General features: G+C 28.0%; 20 protein-coding genes and 1 riboswitch. All 20 genes read left to right on the top strand.

All coding sequences use genetic code 11. The features are described from left to right. Window positions 1-28: 28 nt before the first annotated feature. The 20 genes from ribE (at window position 29) to B5D11_RS01505 (ending at window position 23072) form a co-directional block, all read left to right on the top strand. Entirely contained in the window at window positions 29-490 is a 462-nt protein-coding gene (gene ribE / locus B5D11_RS01600) for a 6,7-dimethyl-8-ribityllumazine synthase (RefSeq protein ID WP_078681293.1), read from the top strand. Window positions 491-571: 81 nt separating this feature from the next. Then, window positions 572-670: riboswitch (TPP riboswitch) on the top strand. Window positions 671-789: 119 nt separating this feature from the next. Continuing rightward, window positions 790-2088 carry a phosphomethylpyrimidine synthase ThiC gene (thiC, locus tag B5D11_RS01595; protein WP_078681292.1) on the top strand — a complete coding sequence of 433 codons (1299 nt, stop codon included), beginning with the start codon at window positions 790-792 and terminating at the stop codon, window positions 2086-2088. 33 nt (window positions 2089-2121) lie between these two features. Then, window positions 2122-2316: a sulfur carrier protein ThiS gene (gene thiS / locus B5D11_RS01590; RefSeq protein ID WP_078681291.1), complete on the top strand. Its 195-nt coding sequence runs from the start codon at window positions 2122-2124 to the stop codon at window positions 2314-2316. After that, window positions 2317-3120, top strand: a complete 804-nt coding sequence (gene thiF, locus B5D11_RS01585) for a sulfur carrier protein ThiS adenylyltransferase ThiF (RefSeq protein ID WP_078681290.1) — start codon at window positions 2317-2319, stop codon at window positions 3118-3120. Between the two features lie 4 nt (window positions 3121-3124). Beyond that, the gene (locus B5D11_RS01580; protein WP_078681289.1) at window positions 3125-3889 is read left to right on the top strand and encodes a thiazole synthase; all 765 of its coding nucleotides are present in this window, start codon (window positions 3125-3127) and stop codon (window positions 3887-3889) included. A gap of 11 nt (window positions 3890-3900) precedes the next feature. Next, window positions 3901-5013 carry a 2-iminoacetate synthase ThiH gene (gene thiH, locus B5D11_RS01575; RefSeq protein WP_078681288.1) on the top strand — a complete coding sequence of 371 codons (1113 nt, stop codon included), beginning with the start codon at window positions 3901-3903 and terminating at the stop codon, window positions 5011-5013. Window position 5014: 1 nt separating this feature from the next. Further along, complete coding sequence (locus B5D11_RS01570) at window positions 5015-5620, top strand: thiamine phosphate synthase (protein WP_078681287.1); 606 nt, start codon at window positions 5015-5017, stop codon at window positions 5618-5620. 78 nt (window positions 5621-5698) lie between these two features. Beyond that, complete coding sequence (thiD, locus tag B5D11_RS01565) at window positions 5699-6517, top strand: bifunctional hydroxymethylpyrimidine kinase/phosphomethylpyrimidine kinase (RefSeq protein WP_078681286.1); 819 nt, start codon at window positions 5699-5701, stop codon at window positions 6515-6517. 208 nt (window positions 6518-6725) lie between these two features. Then, window positions 6726-7562: a hydroxyethylthiazole kinase gene (gene thiM, locus B5D11_RS01560; protein ID WP_078681285.1), complete on the top strand. Its 837-nt coding sequence runs from the start codon at window positions 6726-6728 to the stop codon at window positions 7560-7562. Further along, a complete protein-coding gene (thiE, locus tag B5D11_RS01555; RefSeq protein ID WP_078681284.1) occupies window positions 7552-8172 on the top strand; it encodes a thiamine phosphate synthase in 621 nt (206 codons plus the stop codon). Before thiM ends, thiE begins: the two co-directional genes overlap by 11 nt. A 392-nt stretch (window positions 8173-8564) precedes the next feature. Then, the gene (locus B5D11_RS01550) at window positions 8565-9287 is read left to right on the top strand and encodes a MurR/RpiR family transcriptional regulator (RefSeq protein ID WP_078681283.1); all 723 of its coding nucleotides are present in this window, start codon (window positions 8565-8567) and stop codon (window positions 9285-9287) included. Window positions 9288-9429: 142 nt separating this feature from the next. Then, window positions 9430-11997 (top strand): glycoside hydrolase family 38 N-terminal domain-containing protein, encoded by a 2568-nt coding sequence (locus B5D11_RS01545; RefSeq protein WP_180376930.1) that lies wholly within the window; start codon window positions 9430-9432, stop codon window positions 11995-11997. Window positions 11998-12074: 77 nt separating this feature from the next. Continuing rightward, window positions 12075-13697, top strand: coding sequence for a PTS transporter subunit EIIC (locus B5D11_RS01540; RefSeq protein WP_078681281.1), 1623 nt, complete (start codon window positions 12075-12077; stop codon window positions 13695-13697). A gap of 19 nt (window positions 13698-13716) precedes the next feature. Further along, window positions 13717-15039, top strand: coding sequence for a 6-phospho-alpha-glucosidase (locus tag B5D11_RS01535; RefSeq protein WP_078681280.1), 1323 nt, complete (start codon window positions 13717-13719; stop codon window positions 15037-15039). Window positions 15040-15373: 334 nt separating this feature from the next. Beyond that, the gene (gene thrC, locus B5D11_RS01530) at window positions 15374-16855 is read left to right on the top strand and encodes a threonine synthase (RefSeq protein ID WP_078681279.1); all 1482 of its coding nucleotides are present in this window, start codon (window positions 15374-15376) and stop codon (window positions 16853-16855) included. Window positions 16856-16864: 9 nt separating this feature from the next. Further along, the gene (thrB, locus tag B5D11_RS01525) at window positions 16865-17749 is read left to right on the top strand and encodes a homoserine kinase (protein ID WP_078681278.1); all 885 of its coding nucleotides are present in this window, start codon (window positions 16865-16867) and stop codon (window positions 17747-17749) included. 25 nt (window positions 17750-17774) lie between these two features. Next, the gene (locus B5D11_RS01520) at window positions 17775-19097 is read left to right on the top strand and encodes an aspartate kinase (RefSeq protein WP_078681277.1); all 1323 of its coding nucleotides are present in this window, start codon (window positions 17775-17777) and stop codon (window positions 19095-19097) included. A 21-nt stretch (window positions 19098-19118) separates the two neighbouring features. Next, window positions 19119-20402, top strand: coding sequence for a homoserine dehydrogenase (locus B5D11_RS01515; RefSeq protein WP_078681276.1), 1284 nt, complete (start codon window positions 19119-19121; stop codon window positions 20400-20402). A 164-nt stretch (window positions 20403-20566) separates the two neighbouring features. Beyond that, window positions 20567-20833 carry a metal-sensing transcriptional repressor gene (locus B5D11_RS01510; RefSeq protein WP_078681275.1) on the top strand — a complete coding sequence of 89 codons (267 nt, stop codon included), beginning with the start codon at window positions 20567-20569 and terminating at the stop codon, window positions 20831-20833. A 10-nt stretch (window positions 20834-20843) separates the two neighbouring features. Beyond that, window positions 20844-23072, top strand: coding sequence for a heavy metal translocating P-type ATPase (locus B5D11_RS01505; RefSeq protein ID WP_078681274.1), 2229 nt, complete (start codon window positions 20844-20846; stop codon window positions 23070-23072). The last annotated feature ends 68 nt before the right edge of the window (window positions 23073-23140 follow it).

Here is a 23140-nt window from a genome sequence, read left to right as displayed (position 1 = left end):
TAGTAAAAATTTATGAGGAGGAAAATAAATGAAAGTATATGAAGGAAAATTAATATCTCAAGGATTAAAATTTGGAATTGTTATAGGAAGATTTAACGAATTTATTGGAAGTAAGCTTTTGTCAGGAGCTTTAGATGCTTTAAAACGTCATGGAGCGTTAGAAGATGATATTGAGATAATTTGGGTACCTGGAGCATTTGAAATTCCATTAACTGCAAAGAAATTAGCTAAATCTAATAAATATGATGCAATTATATGCTTAGGTGCAGTTATTAGAGGTGCCACACCTCATTTTGATTATGTATCAAGTGAAGTATCAAAAGGGATTGCTAATGTGTCATTAGAAACAGAAACTCCTATAATATTTGGGGTGCTTACAACCGATACAATAGATCAGGCAATTGAAAGAGCAGGAACAAAAGGTGGAAATAAAGGATATGATGCAGCAGTTACTGCAATTGAAATGACTAATCTTCTAAAACAATTTTAAATAGTAGAATATTTTATTCTTTAAAAAATATTTTACAAATATACAAATATAATGTATAATTATAGAAAATAAAATATTTAATCCACTTGCTAGGGGTGCCGTAAGGCTGAGAAGGAGAAATCCTAACTCTATGAACCTGATGTGGTTAGAACCACCGTAGGGAAGCGAGAGGTCTGTTTTTAAACACAGAGCTTGCTTTTGCAAGTTTTTTTTATTACATATAGTATTTAAATAATAAAAACAGCCTTACGCAACTTTAGCATAAGGCTGTTTTTATTATTTTTTAAGGAGTGATAGTAATGAATTACACAACACAAATGGATGCAGCTAAAAAAGGTATAATTACAGAAGAAATGAGAATAGTTGCAGAAAAAGAAAAAATGAAAGTTGAAGAACTTAGAAATTTAATAGCAGAAGGGAAGGTTGTAATACCAGCAAATAAAAATCATAAAACTTTAAGCCCTGAAGGTATTGGACAAGGACTTAGAACGAAGATAAATGTAAATTTGGGTATATCAAAAGATTGCTGTAACATGGAAAAAGAATTAGATAAGGTTAAAATTGCTTTAGATATGAAAGCTGAAGCAATAATGGATTTATCAAACTATGGAAAGACAGAAGATTTAAGAAAAAAAATAATAAATATGTCCACAGCTATGTTAGGAACAGTTCCTGTATATGACGCTATTGGATTTTATGAAAAAGAACTAAAAGATATAACTGTAGATGAATTTTTTAAAGTTGTAGAAAAGCATGGAGAAGATGGTGTAGATTTTATAACAATACATGCTGGATTAAATAGAGAAACAGCGGAAACATTTAAAAGAAATAAAAGACTTACCAATATAGTTTCAAGAGGTGGTTCACTTTTATTTGCTTGGATGGAATTAAATAAAGCTGAAAATCCATTTTATGAGTACTATGACAGGCTTTTAGATATATGTGAAAAATATGATATAACAATATCACTAGGAGATGCTTGTAGACCAGGTTCAATAAAAGATGCTACTGATGCATCACAAATAAAAGAACTTATTGTATTAGGCGAACTTACAAAAAGAGCTTGGGAAAGAAATGTACAAGTTATGATAGAAGGACCAGGTCATATGCCTATAAATGAAATTCAAGCTAATATGATTCTTGAAAAAAAATTATGTCATGGAGCTCCTTTTTATGTTTTAGGTCCATTAGTAACAGATATTGCTCCAGGCTATGACCACATAACATCAGCAATAGGAGGAGCTATAGCAGCAGCTAATGGAGCTGATTTTCTTTGTTATGTTACACCAGCTGAACATTTAAGATTACCTAATGTTGAAGATATGAAGGAAGGTATAATTGCTTCAAAAATAGCAGCTCATGCTGCAGATATTGCCAAAGGAATTAAAGGAGCAATTGAATGGGACAATGCTATGAGTAAGGCAAGGGCAGAATTAGATTGGGAAAAGATGTTTGAATTATCAATTGATGAAGAAAAGGCTAGAAGATATAGAGAAGAATCTCTACCAGAACATACAGATAGCTGCACTATGTGTGGAAAAATGTGTGCTGTAAGAACTATGAAAAAAGTTCTTAATAATGAAAATTTAAATATGTAGTATTTTTAACTTTAAAAAAAGGGAGGTGTAAGAGTGATAGTAAATGGTAAAGAAATGAATTTTAAAGATAGCATAACAGTTAAAGAATTGCTTGAAAATCTTAATATTCATTCTGATAGAGTAGTGGTAGAAGTAGATATGGATATTATACCTAAAGATGAATATTCACAAAAAAAACTATATAGCTACTCAAAGGTAGAAATAATAAGATTTGTAGGAGGAGGTTAAATGCAGATATACATAAATGAAAAAATATTAGAAGTAGAAAACTATTCAACAATATTTCAAATAAAAGAAAAATATAAAAAGGATGCAGATATTATAATTTATAATGGATTTCCTGTAAATAAAGATATACATTTAAAACCTTTTGATAAAGTAGCTTTAATAAAAAAAGGAGAAATACCTAAAAAAGAGGAACTGGAAACATTAATGGTTTCCAGACATACTCCTTATATACATGAAAAATTAAAAAAGGCAAAAGTAGGAATAGCAGGTCTTGGAGGTCTTGGCTCAAATGTAGCTGTATCACTTACAAGAATGGGTGTAGGTAAACTAGTTATTGTTGATTTTGATGTTGTAGAGGCAAGCAATTTAAATAGGCAGTATTATTTTGTAAAACATATAGGTATGAAAAAAACAGAAGCAATGAAGGAAATTTTAAAAGATTGCAATCCTTTTGTAGATGTAGAAAGTTTTGACACATATTTAGATGAAAATAGTGTTCAAAAAATTTTTAAGAATGTGGATATTATAATAGAAGCTTTTGATGATCCAATTTGTAAGTCAATGATTGTTAATACTGTAATAACTAAGATGAAAGATAAAAAGATAATTGCTGCATCTGGAGTGGCAGGCCATTATACAGCCAATACCATAGTAACTAGACGAGTAAAAGAAAACTTTTATATTGTAGGAGATATGAAATCAGAGGCTAAAGAAGGTTTAGGCCTTATGGCACCAAGAGTAGCAGTTGCAGCTAATCATCAGGCTAATATAGCTGTTAGATTAATAATAGGGGAGGAAAATTAATTATATGGATAAATTAGTTATAGGTGGCAGAGAGATAAAAAGCAGACTTTTTATAGGTACGGGTAAGTATTCAACGAATAAAATTATTCCTGATATTATAAAATCAAGCGGTGCTCAAGTTGTTACTGCTGCAATAAGGAGAGTAGATTTTGAATCAGAAGAAGAAAATATTTTAAATTATATAGATAAAGAATGTATTATAATGCCTAATACTTCAGGAGCAAGAAATGCACAAGAAGCAGTTAGACTAGCAAGACTAGCAAAAGCAGCTGGATGTGGTAATTGGATAAAAATTGAAATAATTTCAGATAACAAATACCTTCTTCCTGATAATTATGAAACTATAAAAGCAACAGAAATTCTTGCAAAGGAAGGTTTTGTAGTACTTCCATATATGAATCCAGATTTAATGGATGCAAGGAGAATGGTAGATGCAGGAGCAGCTGCAGTTATGCCTCTTGGAGCACCTATTGGTACAAATAGAGGTATTAGAACAAAAGAAATGATTAAAATTCTTATAGAAGAAATAAAAGTTCCAATTATAGTAGATGCAGGAATAGGTAAACCGTCAGATGCAGCAAAAGCTATGGAAATGGGGGCTTCTGCAGTATTAATAAACACTGCTTTAGCCACTGCAGGAGATCCTGTTATTATGGCAGAGGCATTTAAACTTTCAGTAGAGGCAGGAAGAAAAGCATATATTTCAGGCATTGGAGTACAAAAACTTTATGCAGATGCTTCTTCACCATTAACAGGTTTTTTAAGATAGGAAGTGATAATATGAGTTTTTATGATATATGTAGAGAACTTCAAAACTTTGACTTTAAGAATTTTTTAGATACTGTTACTGAAGATAAAATAATAAATGTGCTAAGCAAAAATTATTTAAATAATGAAGATTTTTTATGTCTTTTATCTCCAGCTGCAGAAAACTTTATAGAAATTATGGCTCAAAAGGTGCATAAACAATCTTTAAATAATTTTGGTAAGGCAGTACTTTTATATACCCCAATATATATTTCAAATTATTGTGTAAATAAATGCAGTTACTGTGGTTATAATGTTGAAAATAAAATTAAGAGAAAAAAATTAACTCTTGAAGAATTGGAAGAAGAAGCAAAAAATATACAAGCTACTGGGCTTAAACATGTAATGCTTCTTACAGGAGAATCACGTTTCCATAGTCCTATATCTTATATAAAAGATAGCGTAAAAATTTTAAAAAAATATTTTAGCTCTATAACTATAGAAATATATCCTCTTGAAGAAAAAGAATATATAGAACTTGTAGAATGTGGAGTAGATGGACTAACCATATATCAAGAAACTTATGATATGGATATATATGATAAAGTTCACTTATCTGGTCCTAAAAAGGATTTCAAATTTAGAATTGAAACACCTGAAAGAGCTTGCAGGGCAGGAATAAGAACACTTGGAGTAGGTGCTTTATATGGACTTTCAGATTGGAGAAAAGAAGCTTTTTTTTCAGGACTTCATGCTAAGTACATAGAAGATAACTTTCCACATATGGAGATGAGTATGTCTGTTCCAAGGATAAGACCCCATGCTGGAAGTTTTAATGACATACAAGAGATAACTGACAAAAATATGGTACAAATAATGTTAGCTTTTAAATTATTTCTACCTAGAGCTGGAATAAATATAACAACAAGAGAAAGTGCTAAGTTAAGAGACAATTTAATACCATTAGGGGTTACAAAAATGTCTGCAGGAGTATCAACAGCAGTTGGTGGGCATTCTACATCTATTGAAGATACTGGAGAAGCTCAATTTGAAGTTTCTGATAAAAGATCTGTAGAGGAAATTAAAGCTATGCTTGAATCAAAAGGCTATTGCGCTATTTTCAAAGATTGGGAGAATGTGATGTAGTATGAGTAAAAAACTTTATGTTGTCACAAACAGAAAATTAATTAAAAACGGAAGCTTAGAAGATAAAATAAAATCTTCTATTAAAGGTGGAGCTGACGCTATTATTTTAAGAGAAAAAGATTTATCTGAAAAAGAACTTTATGAAATTACAATAAAAATATTGGAATATATGGACGGAAATATACCTTTAATAATTAATGAAAGTTATAAAGTAGGAAAAATATCGCAAACTGCAGGTATTCATTTAAGTTATGAAAGTTTTATGAATTTTGATAAACAGTATAATAAATTATTAGGAGTTTCAATACATTCTTTGGAAGAAGGCATTGCTGTAGAAAATAAAGGCGCTGATTATGTTATCGCAGGGCATATATATAATACTTCTTGTAAAAAAGGTGTACCAGGTAGAGGTATAACATTTTTAGAAAATATATGTAGTGTTTTAACAATACCTGTTATAGCTATAGGAGGAGTAAATGAAAATAATGTTAAGGAAGTATTAAAGTGTGGTGCGGATGGAATTGCAGTTATGTCTTCTGTAATGGAATCAGAAAATGCCGAAAAAGTAGTTTATAATCTAAAAAATACAATTAATAAAATGATATAAATTATAAAAACACATTTTTACAATTATAATAAATTCTAAAAACTATAATTCAATAAATTTGTAAGGAGATGATAAAAAGTGAAAAATGTACTTACAATTGCTGGATCTGATAGCTGTGGAGGAGCTGGAATACAGGCGGATTTAAAAACTTTTAGTGCAAATGGTGTATATGGAATGAGTGTTATAACTGCAGTAACAGCACAAAATACTCAAGGCGTTTTTGCAGTTCAAGATATAAATGAGTCTATTATTAAATCTCAAATTGATGCTATTTTTACAGATATAGAAGTAGATGCAGTTAAAATTGGTATGGTTTCTAAGATTACAACAATTGAGGCTATTGCTCAAAAGCTTCAGCAATATAAAGCAAAAAACGTTGTTTTAGATCCTGTAATGATATCAAAAAGTGGATATGCATTATTAAATCCAGAGGCAAAAAGTGCTTTAATTAAAAAATTAATTTCTCAAGCTTTTCTTATTACTCCTAATATACCAGAGGCGTGTGAAATTTTAAAAGAGATAAATGCAGAAAAAATTTCAATAAAAACAATTGAAGATATGAAAAGCGCAGCAAAAGAAATTTATAAATTAGGGTGCAAAAATGTACTTTTAAAAGGAGGACATATGGAAGGTGATGCAGTAGATGTACTTTATGATGGGAAGGATATTACATGTCTATTTTCTAAAAGAATACAAACAAAAAATACCCATGGTACTGGATGCACATTGTCTTCAGCTATAGCCGCAAATTTAGCTCTTGAATATAAAATAAATGATGCAGTTAAAAGAGCAAAAGAATATATAACAATAGCAATAGAACATTCTTTAGATATTGGACATGGTGTTGGTCCTACGCATCACTTTTATGAATTATATAAAAAAGCAGGTATAATATAGTTTTAATATATTTTTATTTATTTAGACGATTGCAAAATGGTAGTACAGTATTTAAAGGCTTATGGTGAATTCCCTATATAAATTGATACAGTTTTGATTAAAAAGTGGAGGGAAAAACATCTATATTAGTATTTGGAAGTCTTTAAATTCAATGGATTAAAATTTTGTAAAGGTCTATTTTATTTATTAATTGGGAGGTTTTTATAAAATGGAAACATGCGAAAAAATTGCAAAATTATTATGTAAATTAAAAGAAAAAAATCCCCTAGTACATCATATAACAAATTATGTTACAGTTAATGACTGTGCCAACATTACTCTTGCTGTTGGTGCTTCACCAGTTATGGCAGATGAAATTGAAGAAGTTGTTGATATGGTGAGCTTGGCATCATCACTTGTTATTAATATAGGAACATTAAACAGTAAAACTGTAGAGTCTATGATTAAAGCTTGTAAAAAAGCCAATGAACTAAATATACCTGTTATTTTAGATCCTGTTGGTGCAGGAGCTACACCTTATAGGACTAAAATAGCCAATAAAATTATAGATGAAATAAAATTATCAGTAATTAAGGGAAATATATCAGAAATAAAAACTCTTTATGGATTAAAAAGCAATACTAAAGGAGTAGATGCTTCAGAAACTATATTTAAAGATAACAATAAACTTTTAGAAAACAAAAATTTAGCAAAAGAGGCCGCTAAAAAATTTAATACAGTAGTGGCAATTACTGGAGATATTGACATTATAACAGATGGGAAAATTCTTTACACGGTAGAAAATGGACATAAGATGATGTCTAAAGTTACAGGTACTGGATGTATGTGCTCATCTCTTATTGGTTCTTATTTAGGAGTAGAAGAAGATGAACTTTTAGCGGCTTTAGCAGGAATTGTTACAATGGGTATAGCAGGAGAAATTGCTTACGAAAATTTAAATAAAGAATATGAAGGAAGCGGTATGTTAAAAGTTAATATAATAGATGCGGTTTATAATTTATCTGAAGAAATAATTATTAAGAGAGGTAAAATAAATGAGTTTTAAAGTAGATTATAAACTTTATCTTGTTACAGATAGAGATGTATTAAAAAATAAAGATATTTATACTGCTGTAGAAGAAAGCATAAAAGGTGGAGTTACATTAGTTCAACTTAGAGAAAAAAATATATATTCTCTAGATTTTTACAATATTGCCGTAAAGCTTAAGCAAATTACAGATAAATATAATATCCCTTTAATTATTAATGATAGATTAGATATTGCGTTGGCGGTAGATTCTGCAGGGCTTCATATAGGGCAGGAAGATATACCAGCTAAAATAGCTAGAAAACTTTTAGGAGAAAATAAAATATTAGGTGTTTCTGCAAGAAACTTGAAAGAAGCTAAAAAAGCAGAAAAGGATGGAGCAAATTATATTGGAGTTGGAGCTATATTTCCTACTTCTACTAAAAGTGATGCACAAGCAGTTTCGATAGAGGCATTAAAAGAAATAAAAGAAAATATTTCTATTCCTGTTGTTGCTATAGGAGGAATAAATACTAATAATGTAAAATTATTAAAGCCTGCTAATATTGATGGAATATCTGTTATTTCAAGTATATTAGGAAAAGAAAATATAACATTAGCTGCAAAAGAGCTAAAAAAATTAATTTAATTATAATTATAAATATCTAAAGTTTAATACAGTAGTCTAGTAAAATAATAACATTTTCTTTTAAGAATAAAAGATATTTTTTTGATCTTATTAGTATTATTTTACTAGACTATATTTAATTTTCATGTCTATAAATATATTAAAAAGTAGACAAATTAAGAATTTGCTCTTATTTATTTTTATAAAATAAAGTAATACATTTTTCCTTCTACTATTAAATTTATCAACTAAATTTATCAATATAACTTTCAATTATTTATTATCATATATTAATTAATATATGATGTATTTAAAATAAAATTAATAAAAATTATATTATAATAAAAAATATAGTATATTAAAAAGCATAGAATAAATTATCAATATAAAAATTTATATAAAGAGGGAAAATTATGAAATATAAAGTTATTCATAAATTAAAAGAGAGAAGATTTGCTGATAAAATTTCAAAAAGTGAAGAATCCGTTCTTGATTATTTACAAAAGCATTTTGATAAAATTCCTCAAATGACTGTTTTAGAGTTAAGCGAACAAAGTTATACATCTCAAGCAACTATTAATAGAGCTTGTAAAATATTAGGCTTTAATGGGTTTAGTGAATTAAAATATGCTATAAAAGAAGATCTGCAGCTTATGAATGCTAGAGGGCAGAGATATGTAAATAAAACAGAATTTTTTTTAGAAAGAATAAATTTTGATAGTTCGATGAATATTATAAAACATTTTAAAGATAGAAATATAAAGGTTATGGTATATGGCCTTGGTGCTTCAAATATTTCTGCTCAATATTTTCATAGACAATTATTGTATTTAGGCATTCCAGCCATACTTATAAGTGAAGAAAATATGCTTATTCATTTTCGTGATTACAAACTTATAGTTTTTTCTAGTTCAGGGGAAACTCTTAGAATACTTCAAGTTGTTAAAAATGCTAAAGAAAGTGGTACGTATATATTAGCTATTACTAAAAAAGATAGCACTCTTTTTCAAATAGCAGATGATGTTTTTTATCATGAAGTTAGTATTGATAAACTTGATGATATATCTAGAGAGCAGCAGCTTCACATGATTATTATGGTAAATGAACTTATTGATAGAATAGCTGAAATTTTATAAAAATTAATACTTATTAAGCACAGTACAACATTTATTGTACTGTGCTTTTTTTGGATAATTATCCATAAGGTTGGACACAAACTAGAAATAAAATTTAGTATAATAATTATAGAAACGATTTCAAAAAGTTAGGAGAATGATAATGCAAAGAGATATTAGAATAATTATGCATACACATTGGGATCGTGAATGGTATTTTACAAAAGATGAAACACAAGTATTGTTAAAAAATCATTTACAAGAAGTAATAGAATTTTTAGAAGAAAATCCTGATGTAATATATATTTTAGATGGCCAAAGTATTATTATAGATGATTTTTTAGAATTTGCTCCAAAGTGGGAGATGCGTATTAAAAAATTAGTAAAATCTAAACAACTTAGAATAGGACCTTGGTATACTCAAACAGATTTACTTATTGTTAATGGAGAATCAATAATTCGTAATTTATATTATGGAATAACTACAGCTATGAAATATGGGGAAGTTATGAAAGTAGGTTATGCACCTGATACTTTTGGTCATTCCAGTCAGATGCCTCAAATATATAAACAATTTGGAATTGAAAGTACATTTTTTTGGAGGGGATTTAGTGAGCTGAAAGCCTCTAAATCAGATTTTATTTGGGAAGGAGTTGATGGGAGCCGAATATATGGAATTAATCTTGCAACTGGATATCAAGGTGCAAAATACCTAGAAAACAATTATGAAAAACTAAAAATACGCATGGAAAAGATAATGAAAACTTTAGACAATTACTCTGCAACTAATCTTAGATTAATTATGAATGGCCATGATCAAATGCCTATTCAAAAGGATATACATTTTATAATAGAACATTTAAAAAAAATATATCCTAAAGATAAAATCAGCATAAGTGATTTTGAAAGTTATGCTCATAAATTAAAAGATGCTGATTTAGAGATAGTTACAGGTGAACTTACTCATAGTAAACATTCAAGAATTCATAAAACTATTACTTCAACTAGAATGGATATTAAACTTCTTAATACAGAATTAGAATATAAACTATATAATATTTTAGAACCGTTAGCAATATTGGGGACATATTTAAATATAGAGTATCCACATGAATTACTTTTTAAATGTTATAAATTGCTTTTTAGTGCTCATGCTCATGACAGTATTGGAGGATGTAATTCAGATGCTGTAAATAGGGATATAAAGCAAAGATTGTTAAATGTTAAAGAAATAATTGATACTCAAATTGAACTTTATATGAGATTAATATCTTTAGCAAATAAGAAAAATGAAGAAAAAACAATAACAATATATAATTTTCTTCCTTATCAGAGAAAAAATGAATTTGTAGAAATTGAAATGATTACGAGAACTAGTAATTTTGAAATTTTAGATGAAAAACATAATATATTGGAATATGCACTTCTTGAACAGGAGATTATAGATGCTGGATTTATAGATAGACAAGTTGCTGCGAGGCTTTTGGATATAAAGCTTTATAAAAGTAAAGTGAAAGTTAAAATAGATAAAATAGACGGTTTAAGTATTAGATATTTTAAATACAGAGAAGTTGAAGGACAAAAAATTATAAATAAAATTAAAGATGAATTTATTGAAAATGAGTTTTATGAAATAAGAATTAGAAATAACACCATAATTCTAAAAAATAAAATAACTGGATGTATTGTGGAAAATGTTATTTCTATAGAAAATAGTGGTGATGCTGGAGATAGTTATGATTATTCGCCACCATATAAAGATTTATTAATAAATTATAAAGATGTTATAATTAAAAACATTTACTCAATTAAAAGCAGTCAACTTGAAGAATTAAGATGTGAACTTAATTATCTTGTTCCTAAGGATATTCAAGAAAGAGAAAATGGAAAGAAAACTATTTTAGTAAATTTTCAAATAAAACTTACTCTTTATAAAGAAGATCCAAAGGTTTATGTTAAGATTAATCATACAAATAAAGTTAAGGATACAAGATATCGTCTCGTATTTAATACAAATATTGCTTCAGATATTGTTGAAGTAGATTCACATTTATGTTCAGTAAAAAAACCTGTATATTTTCATAATGAACTTGAAGTTTGGGAAAAAGAAAAATGGGCAGAGAAACCTGTTTCAATAGAAACTTTTCAATCATATGTTGCTTTAGAAGATAAAAATAATCAAGCTGTTATATTTTCTAAAGGATTAAAAGAATATGAAGTTATAGATAAAAAAATATATATTACTTTGTTTAGAACTTTTTCTCATCTTGGAAAGAAAAATCTTATAAATCGCCCTGGAAGACCTTCTGGAATTGAAATTGAAACTCCTGATAACCAGCTTCAAGATCAGCAATTTACTTTTGATTTTGCTTTTAGTTTTAATGGAATGGAATATAATAAAGCATTTACTGCTAAAGAGTTTTTAACACCGATTGCAGGATATCAATTAAAAGAATTTAACCGTTTTAATATAAATGATCCTAAAATTTCTAAACAAATTAAGACAAACCTCAATTTAGATTTAAAAGGATGTGTAATAAGTGCATTAAAGCTTACAGAAACTACCAATGATTTATTTATACGTATGTTTAATCCAACACAAAAAGATATATTTATTATATTGCCTAAAGAATCTTATTTAGCTACACCATTAGAACAACCTATAAAAAAAATTAATTCTTACAAAGTTAAGTCGCAAGAAATTTTAAACATTATTATTAAAAGAGTATAAATAAAAGATTAAAAAATATGTGTAGAAATTATAAAAGTAAATATAAACATTAAAATTTATAAAAAGGGGTAGATTAAATGAAAAATTTTAAAAAAAATTTTCAAAGCTTTGGTAAATCATTGCTGTTTCCTATTTCTTTACTGTCTTTTATGGCAATTTTTTTAGGTTTGTCATCGGCTCTTCAAAATGCAAATATTATAAAAATGATACCATTTTTAGGATCAAAGAATCTGCAAATTTTTATAGGACTTATACGTAAAGTAGCAGGACTCCCATTTACTTATCTTCCATTATTATTTGCCCTGGCAATTCCTTTAGGAATGGTAAAACGTGATAAAGAAGTTGCAGTTTATTCTGCTGCAGTAGGTTATATAGCATTGCTTCTTGGTATGAATTATATATTAAGTATAAAAGATTTAACACCAGCAACAACTGCAATTGATTTTTTAATGAAAAATAAAGGGATGAGTCAAGTTGATGCTACGTTAACTAACTCTTTATTTACAAACACTCTTGGTATATTTGTTTATAACACAAACGTTATTGGAGGTATATTAGCTGGTATATTAGCAGTTGTAATTCATAATAAATTTAGAAATACAGAATTACATCCATCATTATCTTTTTATAGTGGGAAGAGATTTGTTCCAATTATATCAGCTTTAATAATGGTTATAGTTGGTATGCTTCTTACGTTTATTTGGCCAGCAATTAATTCATTAATAGTAGCTGCTGGAAAATTAATAAGCCAAACAGGTTTATTTGGAGTATTTTTATATGGATTTACAGAAAAAATTATTAATCCTACTGGATTACACCATATTTTAAATCAAACTTTTAGATTTACTGCTTTAGGTGGAGTTGAGACTATAAATGGTAAAAATTTAGTTGGTGCTTTACAAATATATCTTTATCAGCTTGAAAATAATTTGCCATTTTCAACAAATGCTACTCAATTTTTAGCACAAGGAAAAATTCTTCATATGGTATTTGGTATGCCAGCTGCAGTATATGCAATTTATCGCAGAGCATTGCCTGAAAAAAGAGATAAAGTATTAAAATTTTATATTGCAGGTTTAACAGCTGTTATTTTAACAGGTATTACAGAACCAATTGAATTTACATTTATATTTATATCACCAATATTATGGATTGTTAATGCTATATTCGCAGGCCTTGCTTTCTTAGTTCCTGCAATCTTTAATGCTGCTATAGGTAATATACAGGGTGGTATAATTGATTGGCTTGTATTTGGAGTTCTTCAAGGAGCCCAAACAAAATGGTATATCTATTTATTCTTAGGGCCAATTTTCTTTGCAATGTACTATTTTGCATATAGTTTTATAATTTCTAAGTTTAATGTAATGACTCTTGGAAGAAAAGAAACTGATTTTATAGATTCAGAAGAAGAAGCTGAAATTTCAAAAAGCTTAACTGGAAGTGATCATGATATAGCTAAAAATATAATTGAGGGTTTAGGCGGATTAGAGAATATATTAGATGTAGATAATTGTATTTCACGTTTACGTGTTGAATTAAAAGATGGTTCGAAAGTTAATCGTGATTTAATAAACAAGACAAAACCAAACGGAATTGTTACTCCAGATAAAAACACAATTCACATTGTTTATGGTGGAAGAATTACTAAAATTAGAAATTTAGTTGATGATTATATATATAGCTTAAAACAAATGAAATAAAACAAAAGGAGATAAGGAAATGAAAAAATATAATATTGTAATTGTTGGAGGAGGAAGTACTTGGACTCCTGGATTACTTCAAAGTTTATGTAAAAAGAAAAATGAATTTCCTTTAGCGAGTTTGGTTATGTATGACATAAATGCTGAACGTCAAGAAATTATAGGTGAATTTGCAAAGGTTTTATTTAAAGAAAAATATCCTGAATTAAATTTTGAATACACAACAGATAAGGAAATTGCTTTTAAAAATAAAGATTTTGTTTTTTGCCAAATGAGAACTGGTGGATATAAGATGAGAGAAAAAGATGAAAAAATTCCGCTAAGTTTTGGGGTATTAGGTCAAGAAACTTGTGGAGCAGGTGGATTTGCCTATGGAATGAGGTCCATTAAAGATATGATTCAATTAGTTAATGATGTTCGAAGTTATTCAAAAGATGCATGGATATTAAATTATACAAATCCTGCAGCAATTGTAGCAGAAGCTTTAAATAGAGAATTTCCAAATGATAAAAAGATATTAAATATATGTGATCAACCAGTAAATTTATTACGTTCATATGGACGTTTATTAGGTAGAGATCCATATGAATTTGAACCAGTTTATTTTGGATTAAATCATTTTGGATGGTTTATGCATCTTTATGATAAAGAAGGAAACGATTTAGTGCCTGCTATTAAGGATATTGTAAGAGAAAGAGGATTTATTCCAGTAGATGCAGAACAAAGGGATAAATCTTGGCTAGACACATATGCAACTGTTAAAGATATGTTGACTGATTTCCCAGATTATTTACCAAATACGTATCTTCAATATTATTATTATCCAGAGTATAAGACAAAAAAGCTAAATCCCAATTATACTCGTGCTAATGAAGTTATGGATGGACGTGAAAAGCGTGTATTTGAAGAATGTCGTCGTGTTGCCAATTTAGGAACAGCACAAAATTCTTCAGTAGTTCATAATGATGCACATGGTGATATGATTGTTGAAGTAGCTGAGTCTATAGCTTTTAATAAAAACAAAATTTATATAATTATTACTGAAAATAATGGAATAATATCAAATATTCAAGATGATGCTATGGTTGAAGTAGCAGCTACTTTAGGAATAAATGGTCCAAGACCATTTGCAGTGGGAAAAATTGGAACTTTCTATAAAGGTATGATGGAACAGCAATTAGCTTATGAGAAGCTTACTGTAGATGCGTATTTTGAATGTTCTTATGAAAAAGCATTACAAGCATTAACATTAAATAGAACAATTGTAGATGCTAAAAAAGCTAGAAAAATTTTAAATGCATTAATAGAAGCTAATAAAGACTATTGGCCAAACTTAACATAATTGAAATAATGTTAAAAAACAGTCAGTTAATATATTAACTGACTGTTTTGCATTATAATAAAAATGAAATTTCATAAAATATAAAAATGAGATTTACAGAAAATTATGAATGTGTTAAAATTACAACAACAGTATAAGTATTTATATTAGTATTATAATAGCAATAATTGTGCAAAAAAATATTTTTTAAAGTAGTGCAAATCAAAAATCAAGAAATTGCAGGAAAATCTTAAAGAAAAATCATTGTTTATATATAATTTTTGGCAATAATTACAAATTTAATACAAAAATTATATGCAGCAATAAATAAATTTTATAAAAGAAGGTGATAGCTTTGTTGTATAAAAGCACAAGGGGTGGAGGAAATTTAATAACTGCATCAAAGGCAATAATAAAGGGAATATCAGAAGATGGAGGACTATTTGTACCAACTGAATTTCCTAAAATAGACAAACCATTTAATGAACTTTCTAAAATGACATATCAAGAAATAGCTTTTTATGTAATGAAAAAATTTTTAACAGATTTTACTGATGAGGAATTAGATTACTGTATACGCAATGCATATAATGAAAAATTTGAAAGCAAAGATATAGTACCTATAACTTATAAATCTGGAGTATATTTTTTAGAGTTATATCATGGAAGAACACTAGCTTTTAAAGATATGGCATTAAGTATACTTCCATATTTTATGAAAACAGCAGCAAAGAAAAATGGAATAGATAAAGAGATAGTTATTTTAACTGCAACATCTGGAGATACAGGCAAAGCAGCATTAGAAGGATTTGCAAATGTTGATGGAACAAAGGTTGCTGTATTTTATCCCAAATATGGAGTTAGTGATATTCAAGAAAGACAAATGATTACTCAAGAAGGAGATAATACATTTGTTGTAGGTATTGAAGGAAATTTTGATGATGCACAAAGTGCTGTAAAGAAGATTTTTACAGATATTGATTATAATAATATATTAAACGAAAATGGATATATGCTCTCTTCAGCAAATTCAATTAACATAGGAAGGTTAGTTCCTCAGATTGTATATTATGTATATGCCTATGTTAAACTTTTATCAGAAAATAAAATAAAAGATGGAGAATTTATTAATGTAGCTGTACCTACAGGAAATTTTGGTAACATATTAGCAGCTTACTATGCTAAAAAAATGGGAATTCCTATAGGCAAATTAATATGTGCTTCAAATAAAAATAATGTACTCACTGATTTTATAAACAGTGGTATATATGATTGTAATAGAGATTTTTTTGTTACCAATTCTCCTTCAATGGATATTTTAATTTCAAGTAATTTAGAGAGATTTTTATATGAAATAAGTGAAGAAAATAGCGATATTGTAAGAAAATATATGAAAGATTTAATGGAAAAAGGGAAATATGAAATAACAGATGCTATGAAACAAAGAATGAAGATTTTATATGGAGGATATGCTAATGAGGATGAAACTTTATCTGCAATAAACAAAGTTTACAAAAACTCAAATTATGTTATAGATCCTCATACAGCTGTTGCTTATTTTGTTTATGAAAAATATAAGAAAGAAACAGGAGATGAAAATATTACTATTATAGCATCGACTGCAAGTCCATTTAAATTTCCAAGAAGTATTAATGACGCATTAAATTTTACAAACAAAGATAGTTTAGATTGTGAAATGATTAATGAATTATCTAATAAATTTAATTTACAAATACCTTCAAGTATAAAAGATTTATATAAAAAAGAGATTAAACATACTACAGTATGCAAAAAAGATGAACTTAAAAAAGTTATATCAATGTTTTTAGGAGTGTAGGTGGAATTTATGTTTGAAGTTAGAGTTCCTGCAACAAGTGCTAATATGGGGCCGGGTTTTGATTGCTTAGGTGTATCTTTAAATATGTATAACAGATATTTTTTTGAAGAAATTGAAGAAGGCCTTATTATTGAAGGTTGTGATGATAAATTTAAAAATAAAGATAACCTTATATATGTATCTATGGAAAAATGCTTTAAAAAAACAGGATATAAAATTAAAGGCATAAAAATAATAATAGAAAGCAGTATACCTGTATCAAGAGGATTAGGAAGCAGTGCTGCATGTATTGCAGCAGGTATTTTTGCTGCAAATGAGATTTCAGGCAATGTTTTAAGTGAAAGAGAGCTTTTAGAAATAGCAACAGAAATAGAAGGACATCCAGATAATATTGCACCTGCTATTTTAGGTGGTATAGTAGTTTCTATATTAGAAGATGAAAAAATAATATACAGCAAAGTAAATATTAATAAAGATATAAAATTTTGTGCACTTATTCCTGAATTTACTTTATCAACAGAAGAAGCTAGGGAGGCTTTACCAAATACAATAGATTATAAAAAAGGTGTTTATAATGTAGGAAGAGTTGCACTTATGATAAGTGCTTTAAATAATGGAGAATTAGATTTATTAAAGTACGCATGTAAAGACTCTCTGCATGAAGATTATAGAGCTAAATTTATACATGATTTTTACGATATAAAATCAAAATGTAGTGAGCTTGGAAGTTTAGCAGTATTTTTAAGTGGAGCAGGGCCTACTATAATGGTTATGCTTGAAAATGATAATTTAGACTTTTATGAAAAAATTAAAAATTATTTAGACAAATTAAAATATAAGTGGAATGTAGTACCATTAAAAATAGATAATAAAGGGACAGTTATTATAAAATAGATTTTATTATGTTAGGAGTATGAAAATGAGAAATGTAGTTGTAGCTAAATTTGGTGGAAGTTCATTAGCAGATAGTGATCAATTTCAAAAGGTTAAAAATATAGTCTTTGCAAACAAAGAAAGAAGATATATAGTTCCTTCTGCACCAGGAAAAAGGTTTAGTAAAGACTATAAAGTTACAGATTTATTATATCTTTGTTATCAACATGTAAACAATGATATTCCATTTGAAGATGTTTTTGAAATAATAGAAGAAAGATTTAAAGGTTTAGTTAATGAATTAAATATAAATATGGATATAAGTAAATATCTAAATGAAGTTAAGGAAAATATTACAAATGGCGCATCGGCAGACTATGCAGCAAGTAGAGGGGAGTATTTAAACGGGTTAATACTTGCAAAATACCTAGGATATGAATTTGTAGATGCTGCAGAAATTATTAAATTTAAGAATAATGGGTTATTAGATTTAGAAAGTACTCAAAAACTTATTTGCGAAAAAATGAAAAATATAGAAAGAGCAGTTGTACCAGGATTTTATGGATCTATGCCAAATGGTGATATTAAGACTTTTTCAAGAGGCGGATCAGATATCACAGGTTCAATACTTGCAAGATGCTTAGATGCAAAAATGTACGAAAATTGGACGGATGTATCAGGTCTTTTAATGGCAGACCCTAATATTGTGGAAAATCCTAAATCTATAGAAGTTGTAACATATAAAGAATTAAGGGAACTTTCATATATGGGAGCAAAAGTGCTTCATGAAGAAAGTATATTTCCAATTAGAGATGTATGTATTCCTATAAATATAAAAAATACTAACAGGCCTGAAGATAAAGGGACACTTATAGTGCCTGATGATGCAGATATAAAAGATTACAGCGGTACAATAACAGGTGTTGCTGGTAAAAAAGGGTTTGTTGTAATTGCTATACAAAAAATTCTCATGAACCAAGAAAGAGGTTTTTGCAGAAAGGTACTTTCTATATTAGAACACAATTGTATTTCATTTGAAAATATGCCTTCAGGTATTGACACTGTTTCACTTGTAATAGAAGAAAATCAAATAAAAGATAAATTAGATGATATAATAGAAGAAATAAAAAAGCAGTGTAAACCAGATTCAGTTGAAGTTTATCCTAATATGGCTTTAATTGCTACAGTAGGTAAAGGAATGATTAGAACAAAGGGAGTTGCAGCAAAAGTACTTTTAAGTCTTGCAAAAGCAGATATAAATATAAGAATGATTGATCAAGGTTCAAGTGAAATAAATATTATAGTTGGAGTAGAAAATGATGATTTTGAAAAAGCTGTAAGAGCTATATACAAAGCTTTTGAAAATTAAGTTTGAAAGGGGATAAAAATTATGGAAAGTGTCAAAATTGCTCTTTTAGGTTTAGGCAATGTAGGCAAGGGTGTATGGAACATATTAAACATGAATAATGAAGAAATAATAAAAAGAGCAGGATGCAAAATAGAAATAGCTAAAGTTTTAGTTAAAGATAAAAATAAAGATAGAGGAATAAATATACCAAAAGAAATTTTAACTACAGATATAGATGATATATTAAATGATGATGATATAAAAATTGTTGTTGAAGTTATGGGTGGAATTGAGCCGGCTAGGGAATATATACTAAATTCAATAAATAAAAGAAAACATATAGTTACAGCTAACAAGCTTTTAATAGCTACACATGGAGAAGAAATATTTAAAAAAGCAGAAGAAAAAGAGGTAATTGTTAATTTTGAAGCTAGTGTTGCTGGTGGAATTCCTATTATAAATGTAATTAAAGAAAGCCTTACAGGAAATAAAATAAAAGAAATAATTGGAATAATAAACGGAACAACAAACTATATACTAACAAAGATGACATCTGAAAAAATGGATTTTCAAGATGCATTAAAAAAGGCACAAGAAAAGGGATATGCAGAAGCAGATCCAACTTCTGATATTGAAGGATTTGATGCTGCATATAAATTGGCTATATTAACGAAATTGGCTTATGAAACTAATGTTGATATAAATAAAGTTTATAGAGAAGGAATAACAAAAATAAGTTCTGTTGATGTAGAATACGCAAGAGAATTTGGATATGTTATAAAGCTTTTAGGAATTGCAAAAAATGTAGATGAAAATCTTGAACTTAGAGTTCATCTTACTATGATACCTTCTAATCATCCACTTGCAAATGTAAATAATTCATATAATGCAATTTTATTAAAGGGAAATGCTGTAGGTAATTTAATGCTTTATGGTAAAGGAGCTGGAGAACTCCCAACAGGTAGTGCAGTTGTTGGAGATATAATTTCTACTTTAAGAAATAACAGATTTAATAATACTTATACATACAATATAGAAAAAAATGTTGTAGATATTAAAGAGGTATCATCTGAATATTATTTAAGAATAACTGTAAAAGATGATCCAGGTGTACTTGGACAAATATCTACTATTTTAGGAGAAGAAGGAGTAAGTATATCTTCATTTATACAAAAATCTAAAGTTGTAGATGAGGGATATGTATATATTGTTATATTTACCCATCAAACATTAGAAGAAAAATTAAATAATGCTTTAAATAAAATTAAAGATTTAAAAGTCGTAAAGCAAATAGATAACGTAATTAGAGTAGAGAATTTAGATTAAATATTTTAAAGAAATTTAAAAGTCATATATAAATAAGGGGAAGCCTTTTTATGTATGGCTTTTAAATTATTTATTAAAAAATTATTAAAATACTTGAATTTATTTTAAGTTAATATTACAATTAATATACACCCCCCATACGGGAGGGGTTAGGAGGTCTTATTATGAATGAAGAACAAAAAAAAGCATTACAATCTTTAAAAACATGTAAAGGACAAATTGAAGGTATAATTAAAATGCTTGAAGAAGGAAGATATTGTATAGATGTATCTAATCAGATAATTGCAGCACAAGCTCTTTTAAAAAAAGCTAATATTCTTATTTTAAAACAGCATTTACATCATTGTGTTAAAGAGGCTATTAAAAATGACAATGGTGATGAAAAGATAGAAGAAATAATAAATATTTTAGAAAAAGTTATTCAAAAATAGAGGTGAAAAAATGAATAAAATATTCAAAATAGAAGGAATGACTTGTGCTGCTTGTGCCAAAACAGTTGAAAGAGTTACTAAAAAGCTTGACGGAGTTATAGAGTCTAATGTAAACTTAGCATCAGAAAAATTAAATATAAAATATGATCCTTCAAAGGTAGAAGTTTCAGATATAAAAAGAGTTATAGAAAAAGCTGGATATAAAGCCTTAGAAGAAAGTACAGAAGATTTAGATGATAGAAAAAAAGAAAAAGAAATTAAACTTATATTTAATAAATTTATTATATCTTTAATATTTACAATTCCGCTACTTTATATATCTATGGGACATATGATAGGGTTTCCTTTACCTTCTTTTATAGATCCTATGATTAATCCAAAAACTTTTGCTTTATTACAATTGATTTTAGTTATACCTGTAGTGATTGCTGGTAATAAATATTATAAAATAGGGTTTAAAACTTTAATAAAAAGAAATCCTAATATGGATTCACTTATTGCAATAGGAACATCTGCTGCAGTTTTTTATGGAATATTTGCAGTTATTATGATTTTTAAAGGAAATACACATTATGCTAAAGATTTATATTTTGAATCAGCGGCAGTTATTATTACTTTAATAACTCTTGGTAAGTACTTAGAAGCTGTTTCTAAAGGAAAAACTTCAGAAGCTATTAAAAAACTTATGGGACTTGCTCCTAAAACAGCTATAGTTATAAGAGATGGAAAAGAAATAGAAATTAATATAGATGAAGTAAGAGTAGGAGATTTAATAATAGTTAAGCCTGGAGAAAAGATACCAGTAGATGGTGAAGTTATAGAAGGAAATACTTCTGTAGATGAATCAATGCTGACAGGTGAAAGTATTCCAGTAGAAAAAAATGTTGGAGATAAAGTTATTGGAGCAAGTATAAATAAAAATGGAACCATAAAATATAGAGCATCTAAAATTGGGAAAGATACAGTCCTTTCTCAAATTATAAGATTAGTAGAAGATGCTCAAGGCTCTAAAGCTCCTATTGCAAAGCTTGCAGATATTATTTCAGGATATTTTGTTCCAATAGTTATGTTATTAGCGGTTATATCAGGATTAGCATGGTATTTTATTGGCAAAGAATCAATATTATTTTCACTTACAATTTTTATATCTGTTTTGGTAATTGCATGTCCTTGTGCTTTAGGCCTTGCAACACCAACAGCAATTATGGTTGCAACAGGTAAAGGTGCAGAATATGGTATTTTAATAAAAAGTGGTGAAGCGTTAGAAACTGTTCATAAGATAGGAACTATAGTGTTTGATAAAACTGGCACTATTACAGAAGGAAAGCCTAAGGTTACAGATATAATTACTACAGAAAGTATAACAGAAAATGAATTGCTTCAAATAGCTGCATCTGCAGAAAAAGCTTCTGAACATCCACTTGGTGAAGCTATTGTTAAATTTGCTAAAGAAAGATATATAGATTTTAAAAAAATTGACTTTTTTAAAGCAGTACCAGGTGGTGGAATTGAAGTTAGAATAGATGATAAAGAAATTTTAGCTGGAAATAAAAAATTTATGGAAGAAAGAAATATATCATTAAAAAACTTAGAAGAAAAATCTAATAAACTTGCTAAAGAAGGAAAAACTCCAATGTATATAGCTATAAATAATAATATAGCAGGTATTATAGCTGTTGCTGATACTATAAAAGAAAATAGTAAAAAGGCAATAGAAATTCTCCATAATATGGGAATTGAAACTGTTATGATAACTGGAGATAATAAAAAAACGGCTGAAGCTATAGGAAAAGAAGTAGGAATAGATAAAATTTTAGCAGAAGTTTTACCAGAGGATAAAGCAAGTGAAATTAAAAAACTCCAAAAATATGGTAAAAAAGTTGCAATGGTTGGCGACGGCATAAATGATGCCCCAGCATTAGCACAAGCAGATATAGGTATAGCTATAGGTTCAGGGACAGATATTGCAATAGAATCTGCAGATATTGTTCTTATGAAAAGTGATTTAATGGATGTAATAACTGCATTAAAATTAAGTAAGAGTACTATAAGAAATATAAAAGAAAATCTATTTTGGGCATTTGGATATAATATAATAGGTATTCCAATTGCTATGGGAATACTTCACATATTTGGAGGACCTTTATTAAATCCTATGATAGCAGGAGCTGCAATGAGTCTTAGCTCAGTATCTGTGGTAACAAATGCTTTAAGGCTTAAAAGATTTAAAATAAAATAAACAAAATAATTAATCCACAATAAGCTGTAAATTAATTTCTACTATATAATTTAGTGTTTCTAAATTCT

The sequence above is a fragment of the Clostridium sp. USBA 49 genome, from assembly GCF_900167505.1.
In the GTDB taxonomy this organism is placed as follows: domain Bacteria; phylum Bacillota; class Clostridia; order Clostridiales; family Clostridiaceae; genus Clostridium_AT; species Clostridium_AT prolinivorans.
The sequence above is the reverse complement of the archived record's forward strand: the minus strand, read 5'-3'. Positions and strand labels throughout refer to the sequence as shown.